The organism is Mycobacterium sp. IS-2888 (genome assembly GCF_001954215.1).
Taxonomy (GTDB): Bacteria; Actinomycetota; Actinomycetes; order Mycobacteriales; family Mycobacteriaceae; genus Mycobacterium.
Genome location: NZ_MBET01000071.1, coordinates 1 through 15,738 on the forward strand (window position 1 = coordinate 1; position 15,738 = coordinate 15,738).

The window sequence follows — 15,738 nt, forward strand, 5'->3', positions numbered from 1 at the left end:
CGACCAGGCGACGCTGGCGGGTCGAATTTCGGCCGCGGGTTGGTCAGCGGTGCGGTGGCGCAACCTGACGGGCGGCATTGTCGCCTTGCACGCCGCGTACAAGGCGCTGCGTTGACCGGGGCCTAGCGACCGGCGCTTTGTACGAAGCCGACCTGGTCGGGGCAGTAGTGGTCGACCGCGGCGCCGAGGAACTGGAACGCCTGCCCCTCGGTGGTGCCGCCCGTCAGGTTGCGCCACCGCACCGCTGACCAACCCGCGGCCGAAATTCGACCCGCCAGCGTCGCCTGGTCGGGCCAGGCCCTGATCGACTCCGCGAGATACACGTAGGCGTCGGGGTTGCTGGACACCGCCCGCGCCACCCGCGGCAGCGCGCGCATCAGATATTCCTTGTAGGCGGTGGCGAACAGCGCGTTGGTGGGAGTGGAAAATTCGCACACCACCAATCGACCGCCGGGCCGGGTGACCCGCGCCATCTCGCGCAGCGCCGCCTGCGGGTCGGCCACATTGCGCAAGCCGAAACTGATTGTGACCGCATCGAATACGTTGTCACCGAACGGCAGCTGGGTGGCGTCGCCGGCGACCTTCGGCACCGTGCGCGCGGCGCCGGCGGCGAGCATCCCGATCGAGAAGTCGGCCGCCACACACCACGCCCCGGACTTGCCCAGCTCCACGGTCGACACTGCGGTGCCGGCGGCCAGGTCGAGCACCTTCTGGCCGGGCGCGAGCCTCAGCGCCGAACGGGTTGCGCGACGCCAGTACCGGTCCTGGCCCAGCGACAGCACGGTGTTGGTCAGGTCGTAGCGGCGGGCGACGCCGTCGAACATCGACGCAACGTCGCGGGGGTCCTTGTCCAGCGCCGCGCGGCTCACGCCGTCGACGCTACGCCCAGCGACAACGCAGCCCGCGCAGCGGGTCGGGGGGCCGTGAAAATTCAGAATTGCGACCAATTTTCGCGAACGGTCCAGCCTGGCGCTCAGCACGTCCGCTCCATGTCTTGCCTCAATTTTCCGAGATCAGTACGCTCAGGCTCGAGGAAAGGGCGGCAGCGAATGAGCGAATACAGCTTGGAGCAATTCTTTCAGGCCCTTGCGTCCGACGCGGCGCTCAGGGAACGCGTCGTCCAGGCTGAGCAGGAGGCCGACAGACGCATGCGGCGCGAATCCGACGCTATCGCCGCAATTGCTGCCCAGGCCGGCTTCGACCTGAGCGAATGGGCCAAGCGGCCATCCGATGGCAAGCCCGAGCCGTCTGGCCATCAGACGCACTGCTCACTGACCTGTTGCGCGGTGGGGACTTCGTCGTTCTGGTGATCGGTTGGGCGGGTGCGGTTTTCAGCGATTCAGGCGTGGTTGCGCGAATCGCCGCCCATTCGAGACGATGGCACACGACCGGGCCCGGCACCCTCTTTCGCTGAACTTTGGGCGCCGATCGCCGCCGGTGCCGGTGCGGTCTTGGCTTCGAGCCTGACCGACGGACCCGAGCCGGGGGTTATCCAGGACCTGCGCGACGACCTGACAGGTCGGCTATCGGAGGTCGGCGAGGCGGTCGTCTGGCAATTCTTCAACACCCACCGAACGCTTCCCGAGTTAGTCAAGGCGCATCTGCAAGCCTCGGACGCCGGGTTTCCGCGGACGCTGTATTGTCGCGCGCTCGAAGCGCTCCGCGCGGACGGTCTAGTGCAGCTGACCGACGAATACCCGGTGCTAGCACGCCATCTCGGCATGACGGTCGCATCGTGGCTGGATTCAAGCCGAGAGCTTCTTGAGCGAGTCCGACGCGATCGCAATGTGCTGGCGGAAACGTTCGGCCTGCCATCCGAAGCCGGACTCGTCGGGGTGCGGACCGGCCTCAGCGATCCCCACCGCGGCGGGCGTACCGTCGCGATCCTGACGTTCGCGACGGCCGCCGACACCCGAGCCGTCGTGTACAAGCCGAAGGATCTCGAGGTCGATGCCGCCTATAACGCGCTGATATCCGACCTGTCGCGGGCGACCCCCGGCGCTCCGCCTCTCCGCAGCCTGACCGTTCTGCCGCGCGAAGGCTACGGTTACGCGGAATATGTCGGACATCGAATCTGCGAGAGTGACGAAGAGTTACGCGGCTTCTATCGCAACGCGGGACGTCTGACCGCCATCCTCTACATCCTGGGCTGCAATGACTGCCATTACGAGAACGTGATCGCCCACGGCGACCAGCTGATTCTCGTCGACGGCGAAACCTTGTTCCAGGGCACCCTGCACCCCGGGTTTTCGGGCGCCGGCGTGGCGACCGCACGCGCCGCACTGGATACGCGTCTCGCCGACTCTGTCGTCAGGATTGGGCTGCTGCCGCACTGGTTCTTCGTCGGCCCAGAGCGCATGCCTCGCGACTTCAGCGCGCTCGGAATCGAGTCGCGGAAATCCGCTCACGAGAAATTCACGGGTTGGCTGGCGTTGAACACCGACGGCATGGTCACCGGCGACGCGGAACGGACCGCGGCCCAGCCCATGTCGTTGCCGGTCGGTATCGGTACCCTCAACCCGCTCAACAAGTTCTCCCGCGACTATTGCGCGGGATTCGAAGGGCAACTCAAAGTCGTTGTGGCAAATAAAGACTCATGGTTGGCCAGCAACGGGTACCTCGAACGGTTCCGCGATCAGCGATGCCGTTTCATTCGGCGGCCGACGTGGACCTACATGAAAGCGCGTGGGCAGTTGCTCGAGCCGGCGGCCATGACGAGCGAAACCGCCCAACGAGAGGTTCTGGAACGCCTCGGACAGTCGATTGCGACCGCGGCCGGGGTAACGGACGACGCCGTATTCGATGCCGAGCTGGCTCAGCTGCGCGACCTCGATGTCCCCTTCTTCGAGCACTCCAACACCGAACGCGACCTCCGGCTCGGCGATGGTGCTTGCGCGGCGGGCTTCTTCTCCAGCAGCGGTCTCGCCAGCGCACGCCGCCGGATCGAATCACTCGATTCCGAGGAAATCCACCTGCAGCTGACACTGATCAACGGACTGCTGTCCGTTAAGGACAGGCTGGCGCATCGCGACCAGCAGCCCGACTTGTCGTTGGCCGACGCCACCGTCGAGCTGCCAACGGCCGGTACCCGTCTCGGCGCCGCCATTGCGATCGGCGAATTGCTATCTCGCACAGCGGTATCCGACGACACCGGCAGCATGGAATGGCTCGGCATCGACTCCGCGGTCGACGCGGAACACTCCTGCTACGGGCCCCTCGGCCCATCGCTCTACAGCGGCCGGACGGGGATCGCGCTGTTTCTCGCCGCACTGGCGCGTGCGCAATCGGACCAGCGAACCTCTGGCGTGTATGCCCGGGCGGCCGCGGGCGCCTGCGCCGATCTGGTTCGGTTGCTCGCGGATTCGGCGCTCGACAAGCAGCGGTGGTGGCGGGAAAAACCGCTCGGCCTGGCGGGAGCCGGTGGCCAGCTGCTCGCGCTTATCCTGCTCAATGACCAACTGCCTGATTTAAGTCGCGCGGCGGATACCGGATTGCCCGCACTTTTGAATTCGCTGGATCCGGAAACTGTCCGCGCCGACGAGGATCTGGACGTCATCTTCGGGTGCGCCGGACTGATCGGCCCCCTGCTGAAGATCGGCACACCCCTTGCGGTTCAACTCGCACGGGTGGCCGGCGACCACCTCGTCGATAGGCAGGGCAAGGACGGCGGCTGGGTGGTGCCGTCGACGGGAGGCCGCGCGCTCACCGGGTTTTCCCACGGAGCGTCGGGCAGGGCCGCCGCGCTCGGGCGTCTCGCCGCCGTGACGGGGCAGGGTAGCTATCGCGAAGCCGCCGAGCGAGCGTTGGGGTATGAGCGATCGCAATTTGTCCCGGCCGAGGGCAATTGGCCGGACTACAGGCGCACCGAGATCGAGTCGGAGGAGCCGCGATTCATGCTCAGCTGGTGCCATGGAGCACCCGGAATCGCGTTGGCCCGGCTGTGCCTCAAGACCACACCGCTGTGGGACGACGCGGTCAATGCGGATCTCGAACACGCACTGAACGCGACGACCGACCTCACCCGGCCGGAGGACTCCTTGTGCTGCGGTCGCTCTGGTCGGGCGGCCATTCTGCGTGCCGCCGGTCGTCGCGACGGCGACCCGCGTTGGACCGAAGCAGCCGACAACCTCGAGGGCCAGGTGCTCGCAAATCGGCGCGCACGAGATGCGTTCAGCTTCGGCGAGGTCCTCGGACTGTTTCAAGGCGCGGCGGGCGTGGGCCTGGCGCTACTGGATGGCCTGCCGTGCACAGCTGCGCCGCTCTTGCCGATGATCTTGTCCGCCGCCTTGATCGATTGACGCATGCCTCATTACGATTGCACCGGCGCCTACACAGAAAGGCCTCGTTCATGAGCGAATCGGCCATGGCTGGGTTTCTCCACTACCTCGTCGACCACCCGGAAGAAAAGCTCCGTGTCCTCGATTTGGAGCGTTCGCTCGCCACCGCGTTCCGCGAGGGACAGGACACGATCGTCGGGATCGCGGCTGAGGCAGGTTTTGACATCACGGGGTGGGTACGCCGACCGGGCGTGGTGGAACCGGCATCGAGCCATTCGGTCTGCTGCGGGATATTGACGTGGCCCACCGACGATCAGGCGAAGACTCCGTAGCGCCCAAACCGCCCGGACACAAATACTTTCGTCGTATCCGGTGATCTTCACTCACCCTGCGCGTGCCGCCGGAACGACATGCGCGCCGGGGCGTATGGCGAAAGAACGGCCTCGTAGTGGCCGAGCAGCTCGTCGCAGATGACCGGCCAGCTGCGGCCGAGTACGCTGCGCCGAGCGGCGTGCGAATAGCGGTGGCGTTCTTGGAGCAGGTGCGCGACGGCGCCGGGTAACCGCGCCTCGAACTCGTTGACTCCCAACAGGAGTCCGGTCCGCCAAGGAGCGATCAGGTCACGCGGTCCGCCAGCGTCGGGGGCGATCACCGGCAGTCCCGACGCCAGCGCTTCCTGCACGACTTGGCAGAACGTCTCGTGCTCGCCGGTGTGCACGAAGACGTCCATGCTGGCATATGCTTCGGCGAGCTCCTCGCCATACAGCGCACCGGTGAAAACCGCTGTGGGCATTGCCAACTGCAGTTTGCGTTGGTCGACGCCGTCGCCGACGATGACGAGCTGCACCGAGTCGTCGGTCCTCAGCGCGGCCAACCGCTCGGCGTGCTTTTCCGGCGCGAGGCGGCCGACGAACCCGACAATGGGCTTGCCCTGCGGCGACCACCGCCGGCGCAGGGCCTCGCTGCGCGCCGACGGCGCGAATCGCAGCACGTCGACGCCGCGCGCCCATCGGTGTACCCGCGGAAACCGGTGGGCCACAAGAGATTCCATTGTCACGCTGGATGGGGCCAGGGTGCGGTCGGCGAGGCTGTGCAGGTGGCGGAACCACGCCCACGCCGCGCGTGCCGTCATCGGAATCCCGTAGCTGGCCGCAAAACCGGGGACGTCGGTTTGGTACACCGCGACCGTCGGCACCCCCAGCCGCCGGGCCGCCTTCACTCCGCCGTAACCGAGCAGCGCCGGAGACGCGAGGTGCATGACGTCGGGATCGAAACCGCGTAGCACGCTAAGCATCCGGGGCGTCGGCACACCGAGCGGCAGCGTGGTCACCTTGGGGAACATCCGCGACGGCACCCGATGTATCCGCACGCCGTCGTGAACCCGATCCGCCCGGGGCTGGCCCGGCGGATTGTCCGGTGCGATCACAAGGGCTTCGTGACCGGTACGGCGCAGATGCTCCAGGACGCGCAGCACCGAATTGCTGACACCGTTGACATTGGGGAGGAATGATTCGGCGACGATTGCAACGCGCACGCCATCACCATGCCAGCATTGGCTGTCGTCAAGGTTGCCGACGGGCATACGGGGCGCGAAATCTGCTGCTTAACGCCCTACGACGGCGATTCGCCCGACTCCTCGGCGCCCGTCACCCGGCCGTCCAGCCGCCTGTCCAACAGCGCCAGGACGGCCAACACGGCGCCGGCGGCCAGCCAGGCCACCACCGCGATGGAGCCCGCCGGGATGATCGCGAGCCCGGCGTTGCGGTGCTGCACGCGGACCAGGTTCGGATCCCGTTTGTTGTATTCGACGTAAATCCGCATGCCGGTAGACAATTCCGACGGATACAGCACGCCCAGCTCGGGCCGATACGTGATTCGCTCGGGCGTGACGAATTCGATCGTGGATCGCCGTGGCCCGGCGCTGAGCACTTCGGCCTGCGCGACGCCCATGTTGCGTTGGATGGCAATGTCGTCGCGCCAGGCGCCGGCGACCAGCAGCACCGACTGCAGCGTGACCAAGCCGGCCACGATCAGCACGGCAATGCGCACCCACCGCAACGCGATTCTCGGGCGGGTCTTCGGCGGTTCATCACTGCGGCCGTGAATGAGGATGCGCAACAACGTCTTCGGCGATATCACACCGATCCTCATAGTGCCGCCTTGATGGCGGCGTGCAGCTGCCGCAGGGAAGACCGGTCCGCCTTGACTTCCAGCACCCGCATACCGGCCCCGGGTTCGTCGAGGGCCGCGTTGAGCTCTTCGACCTCGATCTGCCGGCTCTCCACGTGGTAGGCGCGACACAGCGCGCCCACGTCGACATCGTGCGGCGTCCCGAAGATCCGCGACGACACGTCGGAGAACCGCGGGTCGCCCTGCTCGAGGAGTTCGAAGATGCCGCCGCCGTTGTCGTTGGACACCACGATGGTCAGGCGCCGCGGTGTCGGCTCGGTGGGGCCGATCAACAGCCCGGAGCTGTCGTGGACGAACGTGAGGTCACCGATGAGCGCGACGGTGCGCCCGTCATGGGGCCCCTCATGGGCCAGTGCCGCCCCGATCGCGGTCGAGACCGTCCCGTCGATGCCGGCGACGCCACGGTTGGACCGGACCTTGATGCCGTGCGTGTTCAGGCCGACCAGGGCCGCGTCGCGCACCGGGTTTGACGCCCCGAGCACCAGCTGGTCGCCCGGGCGCAGCGCGTCGGCGACCGCGGCCGCGACATGCAGGCCGGTGGTCAGCGGGTGGGCCGCGAGCTGGCCCCGGACCGCGGTGACGGCGTGGCGGTTCATCTCCGCGCAGCGGTGCAGCCACGCCGGATTCGGCGTCCCGGTGGTGACGGCCCGGGTGCCGGTGGCCTGCGAGTTACCCGAGACGTCGGGCCAGCGCGGCCCGGTGGTCAGCGCGTACACCGGCACCTGCGGGTCGGCCAGCAGCGCCGACACCGGCCGGTGCAGGGTCGGGCGGCCCAGCATGATCACCTGCTTGGGGCGCAGCAGCGGCAGCGCCAGCGGATGCAGCGGATTGGCCGGCGGCGGGGCCGTCGGCTCGGCGACGGTGGGCAATTGCGCCAGCTCGGGCTGCGCGCCCGCCCCATGCCCGGCGATGACGACCGTGTCGGGTGCCAGGTCGATGTCGAGCGGCTGGTCGAAGCTGACCGCAGGGGTGTAGGTCCACGGTTTGCCGCCGGGCCGGCCCGGCGGCGTCACCGCTTGCGGTTCCGGATCCGGCACCAGCGGCTCGCGCAGCGGGATGTCGAAGTGCACGGGGCCGGCGTTGGCGGTGCGAGAACCCGTGGCGGCCACCAACACTCGGCAGGTGGCCGATCGCCAGGTGGCGTTGAACTCGGGCAGGCGCTCGGGCGAGTCCTCGGCCAGGCCCAGGCTGATGGTGGCGCGAACCTGGGTGCCGAAGTAGCCCAGCTGCTCCATGGTCTGGTTGGCCCCGGTGCCGAGCAATTCGTAGGGCCGGTTGGCCGAGAGCACGATCAGCGGCACCCGCGCGTAGTTGGCCTCCACCACCGCCGGGCCGAGGTTGGCTACAGCAGTGCCCGACGTCATCGCGACGCACACCGGCGCGTCGGCCGCGATCGCCAGACCGATGGCCAGATAGCCGGCGGTGCGCTCGTCGATGCGGACGTGCAGCCGGAGCCGGCCGGAACGATCGGCGTCCTGTAACGCGAACGCCAGCGGGGCATTGCGCGAGCCGGGGCATAGCACCACGTCGCGGACGCCGCCGCGGATCAGCTCGTCAACGACGACGCGGGCCTGTGTCGTCGAGGGGTTCACTCCTACAGGGTGTCACAGGGCCGCTGAACTGGCCTCAGGCCTTGTCGTCGGCGAAGAACTTCAACATCTCGGCGTTGACGACCTCCGGCCGCTCGAAGAAGCCGAGGTGACCGGTGTCGGGGATCTGCACGTAGCGGCCGTTGGGGATGGCGTCGGCCACCTCGCGCCCCAGGTGCGGCGGCGTCACCAGGTCGTCGCCGAACCCGATGACCAGCACCGGCGCCGAGATGGTGCGGTAGGCGGGCAGCCGATTGGTCTGCGGAGAGATGTTCAGCTGGCAGCGCGTTCCCGGGGTTTGCTTGGCCGGCCACGTGCTGAACATCGCGATCCAGTCCGCGACCGCCACGTCGTCGTTGAGGGTCTTGCGCGAAAAGCTTTCCATCAAGCGCATTTTCGCTTCATAGCCGGCGGGCAGCTTGACACCGGACGAGAAGAACTCGTTCTCGGCTTGGTGAAAGAACTCCCGCGCGCGGTCCAGGCGGCCGCGCGTCGCCATCAGCACCGCGGCGCTCACCAGATCGGGCCGGGCCACCATGAGTTCCTGGGCGATGTAGGAGCCCATCGAGACGCCGACGAGGCGGGCCGGTGCAGCGCCCAGCTTTTCGATCAGGGCCGCCGTGTCGGCGACCATGGTCTGCGTCGTGAACCCTTCGTCGTTCTCGGTGGCACCGATCCCGCGATTGTCGAAGGTGATGCAGCGATAACCCGCCGCCAGAAACGCCGGCACCTGATGCGGCAGCCAAGTGCGCCCGGCACCGCCGTGGCCTGCGATGAAGACGACGGGTTCGCCCGTCCCGCGGTCGTCGTAAGCCAGGTTGGTCACTCGGAGCACGTTACAAGCAGCGGGTGGCAGGCCTTGACCCGGTCGATCCACCACTGCCGCCGCGCCGGCGGCGCGCCCAGCTCCCCCAGCCGCGCGGGATCCGGCGTCACCGGCGCGACGGCCAGGCTCCCGTCGACGGGTGCGGCGCGCTCGGCGACGTCCTCGGCGAACAGGCCGCCGGTGCCCAGCCCGCACGCATGCCGGAGTTGCGGTAGCGCCGCGGCGGCGGTCAGGCCATGGCTTATGCCGACCGCCGAGTCCAGCGCACTGGAGACCACGACGGGGATGTCGATCCGCACGGCGATGTCGAGCAGCGCCGAAACCCCGCCCAGCGGAGCAACTTTCAGCACCGCGACGTCGGCAGCGCGAGCGCGGACGACGGCCAGCGGGTCGTCGGCTTTGCGGATGCTTTCGTCGGCGGCGATCGGCACGTCGATCCGCCGGCGCAGTTCGGCGAGTTCGTCGACGGTGGCGCAGGGTTGCTCGAGATACTCGAGCGGGCCGTCGGCGGTCAGGGCGGCCGCGGCCCGTACGGCCTGTTCGACGGTCCAGCCGCCGTTGGCGTCCACCCGCACGGTGGGGCACAGCTCCCGCACGGCGTTGACGCGCTCGACGTCGTCGGCGATCGTCTGTCCCGGTTCGGCGACCTTTACCTTGGCCGTGCGCGCCCCCGGGAACCGCGCCAGCACCTCGCCGACCTCATCGGCGGAAACGGCCGGCACGGTGGCGTTGATCGGGATCCGGTCGCGTCGCGCCGGCGGCGGGCGACGGTAGGCGGCCTCGATACCCGACGCCAGCCACGCGGCGGCCTCGGCGGGCCCGTATTCCACGAACGCACCGAATTCGCCCCAGCCCGCCGGGCCCTCGATCAGCGCGACCTCGCGGGTGGTGATGCCGCGGAAACGCACCCGCATGGGCAGCGCCACCACGTGCAGGCGGTCCAGCAGGTCGTCCAGTGCGGGCTTCACCGGCGGTAGACCTCGCGGCCCGCCAGAAACGTGGCGCGCACGTCGAGCTCGGCGATCCGCTCGGGCGGCACGGCGCGGGGATCGGCCGACAACACCACCATGTCCGCGTACTTGCCGACCTCCAGCGAGCCGATTACGTCGTCGGCGAACAGCTGCCAGGCGGCGTCGATGGTCTGCGCGCGGATCGCCTGCTCGACCGTCAGGCGCTCCTCGGGCGCCAACACCCGGCCGCTGGGCGCCGTCCGGGTCGCGGCCACGCTGATGTTGCGCAGCGGCTCCTCGGGCGTGACCGGTGGGTCGTTGTGCAGCGAGATGCGCATCCCCGTGGCGACCGCGGATCCCGCTGGCATCCAACGGGATCCGCGCTCGGGTCCGAACAGGCCGTCGACAATGACGTCACCCCAGTAGTGGATCTGGTCGACGAAGATGCTGCAGGTGACGCCGAGCTCGGCGGCGCGTTTGAGTTGTTCGGGCCGGATGGCGCCGACGTGCTCGAGCCGCAGCCGGTGGTCTGGACGGGGCCAGCGCTGCAGTGCTTTTTCGTAGACATCCAGGATGGTGTCGACGCCGTTGTCGCCGTGCACATGGCAGGCCATCTGCCAGCCCAACGGAAAGTAGGCGCCGACGATTTCGGTCAGCTGCTCGGCGGTGTAGTTGGCGCATCCGCACGAGCCGGGCGTCACGCCGATGGTGCGGGTCGCATCGGTGTCCAGGTAGGGGAAGGACAGGGCGATGTTGCCGACCCACGGTGACCCGTCGACCCAGATCTTGATGCCGACCTGGCGCAGCATGTCGTCGCCGCCGCCCGGTGCCGCGGTGGTCGACATCTGCGGGTTGGAGATCTCGTAGGTGCGCAGCCGCACCGTGAGCTCGCCGCGCAGTTGCTCGACCAGCGGCCGGAACGCGGGGTCGAAGGCCATCTCCGAGCAGGTGGTCAGCCCGGCGCGGTTGAGCCGGGCGCATTCGGCGTGCAGCATCGCCGGGTAGTCGGCGGGCTGGACGGCGCCGGCCAACAGGGGAAACACCGCGCCGATCTCCTCGGCGGTGCCGTCGAGTTCCCCGCCGGCGTCGCGGCCGAACCGGGCGCCCTTGGGATCCGGCGTGTCGCGGGTCAGCCCGTTGAGGCGGGCGGCGTGCGAGTTGAAGAAGGCCTTGTGCCCGGAGTTGTGGATGATCACCAGTGGCCCGTCGGGCGCGATTTCGTCGAGCCAGGCCAGCGTCGGCTCCGGAAGTCCGGACTGCAGGAGCGGATCCCAGCCGTTGAGGTAGGCGCCGTCCGCGCCGCGCTTTCCCACTTCGCGCCGGACGGCCGCGACGACGTCGTCGGCGCCCCGGAGGGTGACCGGGCGGATGTCGACGATCCGGTCCGACAGCGCGACGGCCTCCATCAGCGGATGGCCGTGCGCCTCAACGAATCCCGGCATGACGCAGGCGTCGCCGAAGTCGATGGTCTGGGTGCCGGGGCCTATCAGGCCCTCGACGTCGGACCGGGTGCCGACGGCGGTGATACGGCCATCGGCGACGGCCACGGCCTCGGCGGTGGGGCGCGCGTCGTCGACGGTCAGCACGGTTCCGGTGATGACGACATCTGCCTTGAGATCGGCCCCAGCCATGTGCAGGAATCCTAGTGATCCCAGGGTCCGACCGACCCGAATTGCAACACGTTCTAGTCTTGGGCCATGAGTCGCGCCGGCGACGATGCAGAACGAAGTGACGAGGAGGAGCGGCGCCATGGGTGACGAGCTGCTGCGCAACCCGACCCACAACGGCCACCTGCTGGTGGGCTCGCTCAAGCGCCACAAGAACAAGCCGGTGCTCTTCCTCGGCGACACCACGCTGACCGGCGGCCAGCTGGCCGAGCGGATCAGCCAGTACACGCAGGCGTTCGAAGCACTGGGCGCCGGCACCGGGGTCACCGTCGGCCTGCTGTCGCTCAACCGTCCCGAGGTCCTGATGATCCTAGGCGCCAGCCAGACCCAGGGTTATCGGCGCACCGCGCTGCACCCGCTCGGCTCGCTCGACGACCACGCCTACGTACTCAACGACGCCGGGGCGAGCGCGCTGATCATCGATCCCAACCCGAATTTCGTCGAGCGCGCGCTGGGACTGCTGGAAAAGGTGGACTCGCTGAAGCGGATCCTCACCATCGGTCCGGTTCCCGAGGCTTTGAGCGGCGTGGCCGTCGACCTGTCCGCCGAGGCCGCCAAGTACGAGCCGAAGCCGCTAGTCGTTGCCGACCTGCCGCCGAACCATATCGGCGGCCTGACCTACACCGGCGGCACCACCGGCAAGCCCAAGGGCGTGATCGGCACCACCGGCAACATCGCCACCATGACGTCGATCCAGCTCGCCGAATGGGAATGGCCGGAGAATCCGCGCTTCCTGATGTGCACGCCGCTGTCGCATGCCGGGGCGGCATTTTTCACGCCCACCCTGGTCAAGGGTGGCCAGATGATCGTGCTCGCCAAGTTCGATCCCGCCGAGGTGCTGAGAGTCATTGAAGAGCAACGCATTACGGCGACCATGCTGGTGCCGTCGATGCTGTACGCGCTGATGGACCACCCCGATTCGCACACCCGCGACCTGTCGTCGCTGGAGACCGTGTACTACGGCGCCTCGGCGATCAACCCGGTGCGGCTGGCCGAGGCGATCCGGCGGTTCGGCCCGATCTTCGCCCAGTACTACGGGCAGTCCGAGGCGCCGATGGTGATCACCTACCTTCCCAAGGCCGATCACGACGAGAAGCGGCTGACATCCTGTGGACGCCCAACGCTTTTCGCGCGGGTCGCGCTGCTGGGTGAGGACGGCAAGCCGGTGCCGCAGGGCGAGCCGGGCGAAATCTGTGTCAGCGGACCGTTATTGGCCGGCGGCTACTGGAATTTACCTGACGAGACGTCGAAGACTTTTAAAGACGGCTGGCTGCACACCGGCGACATGGCCCGCGAGGACGAGGATGGCTTCTACTTCATCGTCGACCGGGTCAAGGACATGATCGTCACCGGCGGCTTCAATGTGTTTCCCCGCGAGGTCGAGGACGTCGTCGCCGAACATCCGGCCGTCGCGCAGGTCTGTGTCGTCGGGACCCCGGACGACAAATGGGGCGAGGCCGTCACCGCCGTGGTGGTGCTGCGCTCCGATGCGGCCCGCGACGACGCCGCGATCGAGGCGATGACCGCCGAGATCCAGGCCGCGGTCAAAGACCGCAAGGGCTCGGTGCAGTCCCCCAAGCGGGTGGTCATCGCCGAGTCCCTGCCGTTGACCGGGCTGGGCAAGCCGGACAAGAAGGCCGTCCGCGCGCAGTTCTGGGAAGGCGCGGGACGCGCGGTCGGCTGAGTTAGTTGCCGGGCGCCCGGCTGGCCGGGCGCTCCCTCAGGCGGCGATCCCCGCCACCAGCAGGTCGAGCATGCGGCCCGTCTGCTCCGGAGAACCGCTGACGAGAAAGATTCCGATCAGGCTGGACACCACATCTTCGGCTTGCACATCGGGGCGGAGGGTCCCGTCGTCGGCGCCGGCCCGCAACAGCGTGTCGGTCGCGGCGACAATGCTGTCGCGAGTCTGGCTCGGCTCCATGGCGCCGGAGTCGAAGATGGCCTGCAGCGACTCGGCCATCCCGCGCTTGGCGGCCACGAAGCTGGCGTAGCGGTCCATCCAGCGGCGCAGGGCGGTCTTCGGCGGATGCCTCTTGAGCAGCCGCTCGGCCGCGGCCGCCACCTCAGCGAGCTCCGCACGGTAGATCGCCTCGACGAGGGCTTCCCGACTCGGGAAGTGCCGGTAGAGCGTGCCGACACCGACACCGGCCTCGCGGGCGATCGACTCGAGCGCGACCGGCCCACCGTTCGCGGCGGTGAACGCCGCGGTCGCCGCCTCGAGCAACCTTTCGCGGTTGCGGCGCGCGTCGGACCGGGCACTGCCTGACAAAGCGGAGGGTCCTCCGTTTCTGCTACCATCGACTAAGCGGAGGGGCCTCCGCATTTCTCCAGTGTCTCACGAGATTGGGAGCACCATGACAGACAAAGCTCGCCCCGGCGGCCAGAGCAGCATCGGCACGAATACCGTCGCGCGGGTCGGCTACGGCGCCATGCAGCTGTTCGAGGGCACGTCCGATACCGACGCCGCGGCGGTCCTGCGTCGCGCGGTCGAGCTCGGCGTCAACCACATCGACACCGCATCGTTCTACGGCCCCGGCGAGGTGAACCGCCGGATCCGACAGGCTTTGGCCCCCTATCCGGAAGACCTCGTCATCGTCAGCAAGGTCGGCGCCCGGTGGACCGGCGAACAACCGATGCCCCTGGCGTCGGCGCAGAAGCCCGCCGAATTGCGCGCGGCTGTCGAGGACGACCTGCGCCAACTCGGACTCGACTGTGTACCCGTGGTCAACCTGCGCCGCCACGACCTGGGGCCCAGGCCGGAAGTCGAGGAAGACCAGAAGATCGACCTCGATGACCAGTTGGCCGAGATGATCGCCCTGCGCGACGAGGGCAAGATCGGGGCGATCGGGATCAGCAGCGTGCCGCGCGACATCGTGCGTCGGGCGTTGCCTGCGGGCATCGCCTGCGTACAGGACGCCTACAGTCTGCTCGACCGCAGCGCCGAAGACGCGCTGGAGCTGTGTGAGGCTGAGGGCATCGCCTGGGTTCCGTACTTTCCGCTGGGGTCGGCGTTCCCCGGCGTCCCCAAGGCCACCGACAACGCTGTGGTGATCGACATCGCCGGCGAACTCGGGGTCACACCCGCGCAAGTCGGGTTGGCCTGGATCTTGGCTCATGCACCGAACACATTGCTGATTCCGGGCACTCGCTCGATCGCGCACCTCGAGGAGAACATCGGCGCGGGGAACGTCACGCTGAGCGCCGACGCCGTGGCGCGGCTGGATGCCGTCAGTGAGTTATCCCATCGAACGTGACACTGCAGTCACGTTCGCGGTCGAGTGTGACTGTGGCGTCACGCTCGACGGGCGCGGTTAGGGTTGCGGTCATGTCTGCCTTGAGTGACAACCCTTTTGACGCGACGGCATGGCGGCCCATCGACGGCTTCGGCGATCTGACCGACATCACCTACCACCGCCACGTCGACGATGCCACGGTGCGGGTGGCGTTCGACCGGCCCGAGGTGCGCAACGCGTTCCGGCCGCACACCGTCGACGAGCTGTACCGGGTGCTCGACCACGCCCGCATGTCGCCCGACGTGGGCGTGGTGCTGCTGACCGGTAACGGGCCATCGCCCAAGGACGGCGGCTGGGCGTTTTGCTCCGGCGGCGATCAGCGCATCCGCGGACGGTCGGGCTATCAATACGCGAGCGGGGAGACCGCCGACACCGTCGACGCGGCCCGGGCCGGCCGGCTGCACATCCTCGAGGTGCAGCGGCTGATCCGGTTCATGCCCAAGGTGGTCATCTGCCTGGTGAACGGGTGGGCGGCCGGCGGCGGGCACAGCCTGCACGTGGTCTGCGATCTCACCCTGGCCAGCCGCGAGCACGCCCGCTTCAAGCAGACCGACGCCGACGTCGGCAGCTTCGACGGCGGCTACGGCAGCGCGTATCTGGCCCGTCAGGTCGGCCAGAAGTTCGCCCGCGAGATCTTCTTCCTCGGCCGCGCGTACACCGCCGAGCAGATGCACCAAATGGGCGCGGTCAACGAGGTCGTCGCGCACGCCGAGCTCGAACACGTGGGGGCGCAGTGGGCGCGCGAGATCAACGCGAAATCGCCTCAGGCGCAACGGATGTTGAAGTTCGCGTTCAATCTGCTCGACGACGGTCTGGTGGGTCAGCAGCTCTTCGCGGGTGAGGCCACCCGGCTGGCGTACATGACCGACGAAGCCGTCGAGGGCCGCGACGCATTTCTGGAGAAGCGGCCACCGGACTGGACCCCGTTCCCCCGCTACTTCTGAGG

General features: G+C 68.3%; 15 protein-coding genes. 7 read left to right on the forward strand and 8 right to left on the reverse strand.

Annotated elements, in window-relative coordinates; translation table 11 throughout:
* On the forward strand, window positions 1–115 hold a 115-nt coding region (locus tag A5745_RS24395; RefSeq protein WP_175879821.1), incomplete at its 5' end, for a class I SAM-dependent methyltransferase.
* A gap of 7 nt (window positions 116–122) precedes the next feature.
* On the opposite strand, the gene A5745_RS13860 is transcribed toward A5745_RS24395, so the two are convergent.
* Entirely contained in the window at window positions 123–869 is a 747-nt protein-coding gene (locus tag A5745_RS13860; protein ID WP_254848574.1) for a demethylmenaquinone methyltransferase, read from the reverse strand.
* Window positions 870–1,049: 180 nt separating this feature from the next.
* Between A5745_RS13860 and A5745_RS13865 the strand changes: the two genes are divergently transcribed.
* The 3 genes from A5745_RS13865 to A5745_RS13875 all read left to right on the forward strand — a co-directional run bounded on the left by A5745_RS13865 (window position 1,050) and on the right by A5745_RS13875 (window position 4,609).
* Complete coding sequence (locus A5745_RS13865; protein ID WP_076060875.1) at window positions 1,050–1,310, forward strand: Nif11 family protein; 261 nt, start codon at window positions 1,050–1,052, stop codon at window positions 1,308–1,310.
* Window positions 1,311–1,451: 141 nt separating this feature from the next.
* A complete protein-coding gene (gene lanM, locus A5745_RS13870) occupies window positions 1,452–4,298 on the forward strand; it encodes a type 2 lanthipeptide synthetase LanM (protein WP_175879822.1) in 2,847 nt (948 codons plus the stop codon).
* 50 nt (window positions 4,299–4,348) lie between these two features.
* On the forward strand, window positions 4,349–4,609 hold the full coding sequence (locus A5745_RS13875) for a hypothetical protein (protein ID WP_076060871.1): 261 nt from the start codon (window positions 4,349–4,351) through the stop codon (window positions 4,607–4,609).
* A gap of 47 nt (window positions 4,610–4,656) precedes the next feature.
* On the opposite strand, the gene A5745_RS13880 is transcribed toward A5745_RS13875, so the two are convergent.
* The 6 genes from A5745_RS13880 to A5745_RS13905 all read right to left on the reverse strand — a co-directional run bounded on the left by A5745_RS13880 (window position 4,657) and on the right by A5745_RS13905 (window position 11,463).
* Window positions 4,657–5,811 carry a glycosyltransferase family 1 protein gene (locus A5745_RS13880; protein WP_076060968.1) on the reverse strand — a complete coding sequence of 385 codons (1,155 nt, stop codon included), beginning with the start codon at window positions 5,809–5,811 and terminating at the stop codon, window positions 4,657–4,659.
* 77 nt (window positions 5,812–5,888) lie between these two features.
* Window positions 5,889–6,416, reverse strand: a complete 528-nt coding sequence (locus A5745_RS13885) for a DUF3592 domain-containing protein (protein ID WP_076116830.1) — start codon at window positions 6,414–6,416, stop codon at window positions 5,889–5,891.
* An 8-nt stretch (window positions 6,417–6,424) separates the two neighbouring features.
* The gene (menD, locus tag A5745_RS13890; protein WP_076116672.1) at window positions 6,425–8,059 is read right to left on the reverse strand and encodes a 2-succinyl-5-enolpyruvyl-6-hydroxy-3-cyclohexene-1-carboxylic-acid synthase; all 1,635 of its coding nucleotides are present in this window, start codon (window positions 8,057–8,059) and stop codon (window positions 6,425–6,427) included.
* Window positions 8,060–8,093: 34 nt separating this feature from the next.
* On the reverse strand, window positions 8,094–8,882 hold the full coding sequence (locus tag A5745_RS13895; RefSeq protein ID WP_076116832.1) for an alpha/beta fold hydrolase: 789 nt from the start codon (window positions 8,880–8,882) through the stop codon (window positions 8,094–8,096).
* Entirely contained in the window at window positions 8,879–9,850 is a 972-nt protein-coding gene (locus A5745_RS13900) for an o-succinylbenzoate synthase (protein ID WP_076116674.1), read from the reverse strand. Before A5745_RS13900 ends, A5745_RS13895 begins: the two co-directional genes overlap by 4 nt.
* Window positions 9,847–11,463 carry an amidohydrolase gene (locus A5745_RS13905; protein ID WP_076116677.1) on the reverse strand — a complete coding sequence of 539 codons (1,617 nt, stop codon included), beginning with the start codon at window positions 11,461–11,463 and terminating at the stop codon, window positions 9,847–9,849. The genes A5745_RS13900 and A5745_RS13905 overlap by 4 nt, the downstream gene beginning before the upstream one ends.
* 85 nt (window positions 11,464–11,548) lie before the next feature.
* Here A5745_RS13905 and fadD8 point away from each other — a divergent pair, with 85 nt between their 5' ends.
* Window positions 11,549–13,183, forward strand: a complete 1,635-nt coding sequence (gene fadD8 / locus A5745_RS13910) for a fatty-acid--CoA ligase FadD8 (RefSeq protein WP_371336943.1) — start codon at window positions 11,549–11,551, stop codon at window positions 13,181–13,183.
* A gap of 36 nt (window positions 13,184–13,219) precedes the next feature.
* Here the strand turns inward: fadD8 and A5745_RS13915 are convergent, their stop codons facing one another.
* On the reverse strand, window positions 13,220–13,768 hold the full coding sequence (locus A5745_RS13915) for a TetR/AcrR family transcriptional regulator (protein WP_076116681.1): 549 nt from the start codon (window positions 13,766–13,768) through the stop codon (window positions 13,220–13,222).
* An 85-nt stretch (window positions 13,769–13,853) separates the two neighbouring features.
* On the opposite strand from A5745_RS13915, the gene A5745_RS13920 reads away from it, so the two are divergent.
* Together A5745_RS13920 and A5745_RS13925 are read left to right on the forward strand one after the other, a co-directional pair.
* Window positions 13,854–14,753, forward strand: coding sequence for an aldo/keto reductase (locus A5745_RS13920; protein ID WP_076116834.1), 900 nt, complete (start codon window positions 13,854–13,856; stop codon window positions 14,751–14,753).
* 80 nt (window positions 14,754–14,833) lie between these two features.
* On the forward strand, window positions 14,834–15,736 hold the full coding sequence (locus tag A5745_RS13925; protein WP_076116836.1) for a 1,4-dihydroxy-2-naphthoyl-CoA synthase: 903 nt from the start codon (window positions 14,834–14,836) through the stop codon (window positions 15,734–15,736).
* The last annotated feature ends 2 nt before the right edge of the window (window positions 15,737–15,738 follow it).

Bases quoted from the DNA above. Each gene is read 5' to 3' on its own strand.
- A5745_RS13865 (WP_076060875.1), top strand. From the start codon at position 1,050: ATGAGCGAATACAGCTTGGAGCAATTCTTTCAGGCCCTTGCGTCCGAC.
- A5745_RS13875 (WP_076060871.1), top strand. From the start codon at position 4,349: ATGAGCGAATCGGCCATGGCTGGGTTTCTCCACTACCTCGTCGACCAC.
- A5745_RS13905 (WP_076116677.1), bottom strand. From the start codon at position 11,463: ATGGCTGGGGCCGATCTCAAGGCAGATGTCGTCATCACCGGAACCGTG.
- fadD8 (WP_371336943.1), top strand. From the start codon at position 11,549: ATGCAGAACGAAGTGACGAGGAGGAGCGGCGCCATGGGTGACGAGCTG.
- A5745_RS13920 (WP_076116834.1), top strand. From the start codon at position 13,854: ATGACAGACAAAGCTCGCCCCGGCGGCCAGAGCAGCATCGGCACGAAT.